This window comes from Xenorhabdus lircayensis (genome assembly GCF_016306625.1).
GTDB lineage: Bacteria > Pseudomonadota > Gammaproteobacteria > Enterobacterales > Enterobacteriaceae > Xenorhabdus > Xenorhabdus lircayensis.
Genome location: NZ_JACOII010000043.1, coordinates 1 through 5,558 on the forward strand (window position 1 = coordinate 1; position 5,558 = coordinate 5,558).

5 protein-coding genes and 4 pseudogenes are annotated in these 5,558 nt (G+C 42.8%); 3 read left to right on the forward strand and 6 right to left on the reverse strand.

Translation table 11 applies throughout. The annotated features are described in order from the left end of the window. Positions 1–617: 617 nt before the first annotated feature. A pseudogene (locus H8A87_RS12785) lies at positions 618–794 on the reverse strand (ISKra4 family transposase); the annotation flags it as partial. 6 nt (positions 795–800) lie between these two features. On the opposite strand from H8A87_RS12785, the gene H8A87_RS12790 reads away from it, so the two are divergent. Next, the gene (locus H8A87_RS12790) at positions 801–962 is read left to right on the forward strand and encodes a recombinase family protein (RefSeq protein WP_232370226.1); all 162 of its coding nucleotides are present in this window, start codon (positions 801–803) and stop codon (positions 960–962) included. A 48-nt stretch (positions 963–1,010) separates the two neighbouring features. Here the strand turns inward: H8A87_RS12790 and H8A87_RS19910 are convergent, their stop codons facing one another. The 4 genes and pseudogenes from H8A87_RS19910 to H8A87_RS12805 all read right to left on the reverse strand — a co-directional run bounded on the left by H8A87_RS19910 (position 1,011) and on the right by H8A87_RS12805 (position 2,779). Then, positions 1,011–1,253 (reverse strand): hypothetical protein, encoded by a 243-nt coding sequence (locus H8A87_RS19910; RefSeq protein ID WP_232370227.1) that lies wholly within the window; start codon positions 1,251–1,253, stop codon positions 1,011–1,013. A gap of 87 nt (positions 1,254–1,340) precedes the next feature. Next, a complete protein-coding gene (locus H8A87_RS19915; RefSeq protein ID WP_232370228.1) occupies positions 1,341–1,583 on the reverse strand; it encodes a PIN domain-containing protein in 243 nt (80 codons plus the stop codon). 3 nt (positions 1,584–1,586) lie between these two features. Further along, positions 1,587–1,886: pseudogene (locus H8A87_RS12800) on the reverse strand (helix-turn-helix domain-containing protein); the annotation flags it as partial. Then, positions 1,853–2,779 (reverse strand): IS982 family transposase, encoded by a 927-nt coding sequence (locus H8A87_RS12805; protein ID WP_198690345.1) that lies wholly within the window; start codon positions 2,777–2,779, stop codon positions 1,853–1,855. The pseudogene H8A87_RS12800 and the gene H8A87_RS12805, both read right to left, overlap by 34 nt. A 95-nt stretch (positions 2,780–2,874) precedes the next feature. Between H8A87_RS12805 and H8A87_RS12810 the strand changes: the two are divergent. Both H8A87_RS12810 and H8A87_RS12815 read left to right on the forward strand, forming a co-directional pair. Further along, positions 2,875–3,488, forward strand: a pseudogene (locus H8A87_RS12810) (IS30 family transposase); the annotation flags it as partial. A 113-nt stretch (positions 3,489–3,601) separates the two neighbouring features. Further along, on the forward strand, positions 3,602–5,380 hold the full coding sequence (locus H8A87_RS12815) for an ABC transporter ATP-binding protein (protein ID WP_198690346.1): 1,779 nt from the start codon (positions 3,602–3,604) through the stop codon (positions 5,378–5,380). Between the two features lie 65 nt (positions 5,381–5,445). On the opposite strand, the pseudogene H8A87_RS20635 reads toward H8A87_RS12815, so the two are convergent. Continuing rightward, positions 5,446–5,558, reverse strand: a pseudogene (locus H8A87_RS20635) (IS982 family transposase); the annotation flags it as partial.

A 5,558-nucleotide genomic window follows, 5' to 3' on the forward strand; every position in this document is an offset into this window, starting at 1 on the left:
CACTGTTTCATTGAGCAATCCCTATAAAGAAGCAACATTCAAATACCTCATCGAAAACGATGATGAAAGCCCATTGAATGGGACTTTCTAACTGCAAAAATTACTGAATATGAAGACAACAACGAACGCTTTACCGAATTTAACAAAGCAGTAAATGATATGCCTTCTGGCATAGCTGCGTTGCGTGTGTTGCTCCAATGTAAAGCCTGATATCTTTCTCTGAGAGAGTGCGGATTACCACTAAACAACTTTAAATCATAGGTAATTATTTTTCATATATTGATCTTTATTGCTATAAAATAACTTTATATAATCAAAAGATATCATTCCTTTTTTTATTTAATGGACTACGTGACATCATCTTTTAATGTGTTCTTTGTTTAGATGATTGCATAGTCAGCATTATAATTTATCTATGGACAAACCTTCATGAATTCTCAAAAATAAAATGTTACACGCTTGATATTTTTCTTTTGTTATTTTTAACCTTCACTCTTTTTATAAGTGAATTTTATTCACCATTTTAAATGGCTACTTTCTTCAACCTTAGCGATAGCTGTAGTAATTATTATTAACAAACAAAGAATAAATGGAGAGCATAAAAAACCGTGGGGCACTTATGCGGCAACAGCTTCTGTAAAATAGTGACCCGTTTCTTCACTTAATTTTATCCCCGGATACCAATGCTTAAATCGGGCTTTTAAATCATCATTTAATACCGCTGTTCGCGTCTGTAGTAAGTAATGTGCTCCTTGTTGGCTCCATTGCATTTGCTGCTTTTTCACCATGCATTTAACCCGATGCAGGATTTGCAATTGCATATGGTGTCGGCATTCAATCAGTTTGAGCGTGGGTTGATCAAGGAGCGGCAGGCTGATGGGATCGCAGCGAAAAAATCGCGAGGAGAAAAAACCGGCAGACCCGTTGCGGATATCAACAAAATGCCGAAGTTAGTTAAATGAAGCCGCCTCAAAAAGCAATGAGTTGTGTGCGAACAACAATCGGTAAAACTAGATCATAAACTTATAAGCATCAATAGCTTTAACCGTCTTAGGTAATCCTTGTTTTAGCAACATATCTATAAATTCATCTGTAGTCATTGGTGGATTTTTCAGTGCCATGCGTTGCTGCCTGACAGCTTCCAGTGCAATTGCATGGTTTAAGTCAAAGAGGTCGGAAATAAATTCGTCCGGATGAAGCGCTTCAATATCAAATTCACCTAAAATATCGGCTGGAAAGTCTTTCAGGTTCATAGTGACTATGACTTCTGCCTTTGCACGTATGACCGTGGCCAATACATGGCGATCGTCTTTATCAGGGAGATCCCTTCAATTAATGACTCAAAACCCGTGACATTGGCATCTGGCAAGGCCTTTATTCATTAGGACTGTCGTGTGTTCCAGCCTATCAGATGGTATATCAGGACGCTGTTGCAGTAGATTTCTCTTCCATTCGTCCTGAATAGCGTCCGACCATTTTGGTTGGTACAAGCCAGCCAGACCTAAATGCATCAGCAAGTCACGCAATCTTGCCGGATACAGAACACATGCATCAAGTACCACGGGATAAGGAGAATATTTCATCTTTTAATAACCTAGCCCAAGTTCTTTCATAGCAGACAAACTGTCAGCATCACGTTTCTTTTTGTATTCCATCAAATCGGAAAATAACACTCGACGATGTCTCCCCGTTTTATGATGAGGTAACTTTCCTTCTTCCAATAATTTCACCATATAAGGACGAGATACATTCAGTATGTTTGCAGCTTCTTGCGTCGTAAGTTCAGCATGCACTGGTACAATTTGCACTGCATTACCTGCTGCTAATTCACCCAGTATATTCATCAGTATGGTTAATGCTGAGGTAGGTATTTCAATGGGGTGAAATGCGTCATCTTCACCTTCATTGGAAAATCTTCTTCCGAGTAGAAAACGTTCAGTGACGGTTTCTTCCATTTCAGGCAGTAAGCAATGACACCACCTAAAACGGTCAATAGAAATCCTTTTATACTTCGGTGCCGAGAATGCTCTATTTGAGAAATGGTTTTTAATTGCCCATTAATTGTCTCAATAATAAAACGCCTTGATAACATCATCTTATCCCACTCAGCCAACACTCGTGCTTTCATATTACGGCGCTTTTTCGTCATGAACGTCACACCGGTTTGCGCTAAATCGTCTGCCAGTTCCTGACTCAGATAGCCTTTGTCACCATAAAGACACCCGGTTAATTCTTTGGCTAATTCGCGAACCGGTTCCCGATCATCCACATTACCGGCGGTGACTTTGAGTGCCAGAATTTCGCCTTGATGGTTAACCATCAAGTGTAATTTGAAACCGTAAAACCCTCCCATCGAGGTCTTCCCTCGCTGCGCCACCTCCTTAAACACTTTATGGCGAGGAATACGGATGTTAGGGCACACGTGCAAACTTGTGGAACCAATAAAAGCAATTCCCGTGGGTTTTCCTTTTAATTGAGTCAGATAACTGCACAGTGGAACTAAAACGGAAGGGGCGACACTGACAAAGCGGGTATAACTGAGCAAGGTTGGAAAATCGTGATGATGATATGTCCAAAGATGCTCCAGATAAAAATGTTTAAAATCACGGTAATGCGACATGTGAAAGAGGATCAGGATGGTCATAATTTCGCTGGGATACATGTGACCTTGTCTGCGGCGCAGACGATGCCCCTTAGTGAGACAAAACTGCGCCCATTGAGGAATGAAAAAACGACAAAAGTCATCGACATCGCAGAAAATTTCAATTAGTTTGTTCATTGCCTGTTCCTTTTTAGAGCATTTTTTGGTGTGCACTAAAACTTTGCTCTTGGAACAGGCACTTCGCCAGTTCTTTATCCAGAATTCGGGTTAATTATGTCTATGAAAACAAAAGGCAAGGTGGAAAGCTCTGGAAATGTCTTAGGCAAGCTAAACGGCGTTATCGGAAAGGCAATAGTCAGAATCGCCCGCCTATCCCGGATGCGGTTTCCATAGAACATAGGCCGGCGCAAGTGGAAGAACGCAGCCGTTTAGTGACTGGGAAGCTGACTTGGTACTGGGTAAACAGGGAACGGGCGCTATCGTGACACTTGCGGAACGTTGTAGCCGCCTGTACCTGATAAAGAAAGTACCGTCGAAGGAAGCTGAAGTGGTCAGTGATGCCATCATCGCTCTGCTGGACGATTACAAAAGCCAATGTTTTACCATCACTTTTGATAATGGTGGCGAATTTCAGGAGCATAAAAAAATCGCGAAAGCGTTGGAAGCGGACATGTATTTTGCCCATCCTTATCGCTCCTGTGAACGCGGGCTGAATGAGAATTTCAATGGATTGCTTCGGCAGTACATTCCAAAAGGAACTGATTTAAACGAAATCACGGATGAAGAGGTTCAATTTTATCAAGACATCCTCAATAACAGGCCGAGAAAGTGTTTGGGGTTTAGACCTCCAAAGGGGGTTTTTGAGGAATTTAAAACAGCAGCATAGTGTCGCACTTCGAAGTTGAATTCGCGGTTAACTGTATGCATAATTTCTCTGATTAATATTTCTGGTGACTGAAAATCACTATTAATTGAGTTAAAACTTGGATAACGAAGTATATGGCTAATTTTGACGATTACGAAAAACTTTCTGCACGCCATGTCTCTTTGCAACGCATTCTGACCCTATTTAAACCTTGGCGAGGACGCATTATTTTTATTGGCTTACTCATCGTCATTGGAGCTAGTATCGGCGTTCTCGCGCCCTTTTTATTACGCGAAATTATTGATACGGCACTACCTCAACAAAATATACAGCTTCTTGGTTGGTTAACATTAGGTTTAATCGTGATTACTGCTCTAAACGCAGCGATTAACGCGACACAAATGATATTATCTACCAAGATAGGTCAAGCCATAATGCACGAGCTACGGGTACAGCTCTATGGGCACCTGCAAACACTTTCTCTTGCCTTTTTTACACGAACTCGGACAGGTGAAATTCAATCAAGTATCGCCAGTGACATTGGCGGACTTCAATCTGTCGTCAGCAATACGGTGACCGAAATCATTCGCAATGCCACCATTACCGTAACTACCGCCATTGCTATGCTGTTGCTGGACTGGAGGCTAGCACTGTTCTCCTTTGTCGTCTTGCCACCATCACTCTGGCTCAGTCACAGAGTCGGAATTATACGTGAACGCCTGACGCATCAACAACAAGATAGTCATGCCGATATGTCTGCGATCGTACAAGAAACCCTATCAGCTCCAGGCATTATCCTGTCACGTACTCTGGCACGTAGTCTTTTTCTGATCCAACGTTTTGAAAAAGCATCGTCCGAAACCTTGCATTTAGAAGTGCGTGCACATACTGCTGGTGAATGGTCCTGGTCGGTGATTGAACTGCTACTCGGTGCGATGCCTGCACTGACATTACTATTAGGCGGTTTGCTGATTGGACAAGGCGTGCCAGTTACCATCGGTACGCTCGTGGCCTTGATCGCACTACAGGAACAATTGTTGTGGCCCTTAGAAAATTTGTTGGAAAATACGGTAAAACTACGCACTACACGGGCATTATTTACACGTATTTTTAAATACTTAGACACCCCTCCCGATATTGCAGAACCTGTTCAGGTTCGAGACCTCAGTAATGAAGATCCGCGAGGCCATGTACGATTTGAAAACGTCAGTTTTAGCTACGATAATACTGACATGTCAAGCTTATGCAATGTGTCAATAGATATCCCAGCAGGGAGTCATGTGGCTATAGTCGGACCTACAGGTGCAGGTAAAAGTACCTTCGGTTATCTTCTGGCTCGACTCGTTGATCCGAGTCAAGGTCGGATTACAATTGATGGTATTGACCTTCGAGAGATGAGCTTTGAACAACTTGCAAACGTACTCGGCGTAGTCACGCAAGAGCCATTTCTCATGAATACTAGCATCGCAGAAAACTTACGCTTTGCCTGCCCAGAGGCCAGTGATGAGGATCTTATTGCATCTGCGCGTACTGCACAAATTCATGATTTAATCGCCTCGCTGCCTGAAGGCTATCAAACCAAGGTTGGTGAACGTGGCTATCGCTTTTCAGGCGGAGAAAAACAACGCCTCGCGCTGGCTCGAACGATCCTGCGTAATCCGCCAATTCTACTGCTTGATGAAGCAACCAGTGCGCTAGACAACACGACTGAGAGGGCAATTTCTCTAGCTGTGGCACAAATGGCATCCGAACGCACGGTCATCTCTATTGCGCACCGTCTCTCTACTATTCGTCATGTGGATCAAATATTGGTGCTCAAGGATGGCCAGTTAGAAGAATGGGGAACCCATCAACAATTGGTCGAAACAGATGGCATCTATGCCGGATTGTTACGTACAGCTGAACCAACCTAAAATTCAATTTTCGGTATCCAAACAGTGTGGCATTGGCCTAACGTGACCGTACTGCATAATTAACCTCAACTCTGTTTAAGCACAGCGATTTCCTGATCACGTAAACCTAAGCTCGGCTTTTTCGGTTGGAACGTATAAGCAATTAAGCCTGATACGACCTCCAACAAAAAGCCGACAA